At 62.5% G+C, this 2,449-nt stretch carries 2 protein-coding genes; one reads left to right on the forward strand and one right to left on the reverse strand.

What is annotated here, in order from left to right; translation table 11 throughout:
- Window positions 1-456: hypothetical protein (locus BG52_RS16150; protein WP_190287526.1), on the reverse strand; the 456-nt coding region annotated here is incomplete at its 3' end.
- A 212-nt stretch (window positions 457-668) separates the two neighbouring features.
- On the opposite strand from BG52_RS16150, the gene BG52_RS10580 reads away from it, so the two are divergent.
- Window positions 669-2,449, forward strand: a 1,781-nt coding sequence (locus BG52_RS10580; protein WP_036667227.1) for an ABC-F family ATP-binding cassette domain-containing protein, incomplete at its 3' end; no start/stop codon positions are given.

Below are 2,449 nucleotides of genomic sequence, written 5' to 3' on the forward strand. Positions count from 1 at the left end.
CAGCGCCCGGTAACGAGCCGCGACCGCGCCGTCACCGCCAAGCAGCTCGTTCACCTCGAATGCGCCCTGCAGCCGGTAGGTGGCATACAGCCAGCCGTCCTCTCTGGTCAGCGCGACTCGAAAGCCCGACACATCGAGTTGGAAGCCTTGGCCGTCCGTCCTGAAGCGCTGCAGCTCGCTACGCTCGTAATGTCTTGCCGCGCTCCATTGGACGAAATCGCCGTCCGTCCGCGTACTCGTCTCGTATCCTTGGGCTTTGAGCCGTTCCCCGAATCGCTCGAGCACGTCCGCCGCAGCTTCTCCGGCCTTTGTCGGAAGCCGGACCGACAGCGCGGCGTCGGCGCTTCCGTCCATCCGCACATCCAATCTTGCCTCGCCCTTGACGCAGCTCGCCAGCGCGGCGGCCATCAGGAGGATCGCCGCCAACAGAACCGGCCTCCATATGTTTCTTCCCATCTGAAAACTCCCGTTTTCGGTTTCAAGTAGCTGTTCCCGTTTTCCTCGAGCATAGCATGCCGGCCAAGGTCTGTAAAATCCTTCCTTCAATGGGCCGGCTCGGCTGAACCGATGTGCCGCAACGGGGGTAAATATGGTATGATGATACCGTTATCGCATGACCGCCGGACGGCGGCATGACCATTATCGCGAAAGTTAGAGGATCCTTCCATATGCCCTTGATGACGATTGAACATATAACGAAAACCTACGGTGAGAAGGTTCTGTTCCGGGATGTGTCGTTCGGAGTGGACGAAGGGGACAAAATCGGCATCATCGGCGTGAACGGCGCCGGCAAATCGACGTTTCTGAAGGTGGTAGCGGGTCTGGAGCCGCCTGAGGAAGGCGGCGTTACCCGGGGCGGCCGCGTAACGGTGCGCATGCTGGCGCAAAATCCGGCGTACGATCCGGACGAAACCGTGCTCGAGCATGTGCTTGCCGGCGATCTGCCCGAGCTGAAGGCCGCGCGGGATTACGCAGCCGCGCTGGAGGAGGCGGAGCGGCTGCCCGGCAGCGATGCGGTCCAGGAGCGGCTTGTGCAGGCCGGCCAAGCGATGGATACGCTGAATGCCTGGCAGATTGAAAGCGATGCTAAGACAGCGCTCGGCAAGCTTGGCCTAACGCGCTACGACGCCCGGATGGGCGAGCTGTCAGGCGGCCAGCGCAAGCGGGCGGCGATGGCGGCAGCGCTTGTTCAGCCCGCCGATGTGCTTATTCTCGACGAGCCGACCAACCATATCGACAACGAATCGGTCGCGTGGCTGGAGCAAGCGCTGCAGAAACGCAAGGGCGCGCTGCTCATGATCACGCACGACCGGTATTTCCTGGACCGGGTAAGCAACCGGATCATGGAGCTCGACCGCGGCCGCGCGTTTTTCTATACCGCGAATTACAGCCGTTTTCTCGAATTGAAGCTGGAGCGGGAGGAGCGGGAGGCGGCCTCGGAGGCGAAGCGCCACAATCTGCTGCGCAATGAGCTCGCCTGGATCAGGCGCGGCGCGAAGGCCCGCACAACGAAGCAGAAGGCGCGTATCGACCGGTTCGAGGCGCTGCAGGCGGCGGGTACGTTGAAGACGTCCGACAAGGTGGATCTGTCCGTGTCCTCATCCCGTCTGGGCAAAAAAATCGTCGAGGCCGAGCATGTGACGAAAAGGTACGGCGGCCGCACGCTGCTCGACGACTTCAGTGACATCGCCGTGCCGGAGGACCGGATCGGCATTATCGGCCGCAATGGTACGGGCAAGTCGACGCTGCTCAAGCTGATCGCCGGTCAGCTCGAGCCCGACGCCGGGGTGATCGACCGCGGACCGACCGTGAAGTTGGGCTGGTTTACGCAGGAGCATGACGAGCCGGACAGCGCGATCCGGGTGATCGATTATATTCGTGAGCGGGCGGAACAGGTGCGTACCGGTGACGGCTCGACGGTGTCGGCTGCGCTGATGCTCGAGCGTTTTCTTTTCGACGGTCCGATGCAGTGGACGCCGATCGGCAAGCTGTCGGGCGGCGAGAAGCGCCGGCTGCAGCTGCTGAAGGTGCTGGTGGGCGCGCCGAATGTGCTGCTGCTGGACGAGCCGACCAACGATCTGGATATACCGACGCTGACCGTGCTTGAGGATTATCTGGATGATTTTCCGGGTGTTGTGTACGTCGTCTCCCATGACCGGTACTTCCTGGATCGAACTGTCGACCGAATTCTGGCCTTTGAAGGCGACGGCGTCATCGCCAAGCATGTCGGCAATTACTCCGACTACGCGGGACGGATGCAGCAAAAAGCCGGTGCGGATAGGGGGGGAGCGGCGGGCAAACCGACTGTGGCCCAAACGGCGCCGTCGCTGGCTCCACCCGCGCCGGAGCCGGAGCGCGGCGGCAAGGAACGGCTGCGGATGAGCTACAAGGAGCAGAAGGATTTCGAGCAGATCGACGGCTGGATCGCAGAGACGGAAGCCGAGCTCGC

It is taken from the genome of Paenibacillus darwinianus, assembly GCF_000598065.1.
GTDB classification, from domain to species: domain Bacteria; phylum Bacillota; class Bacilli; order Paenibacillales; family Paenibacillaceae; genus Paenibacillus_I; species Paenibacillus_I darwinianus.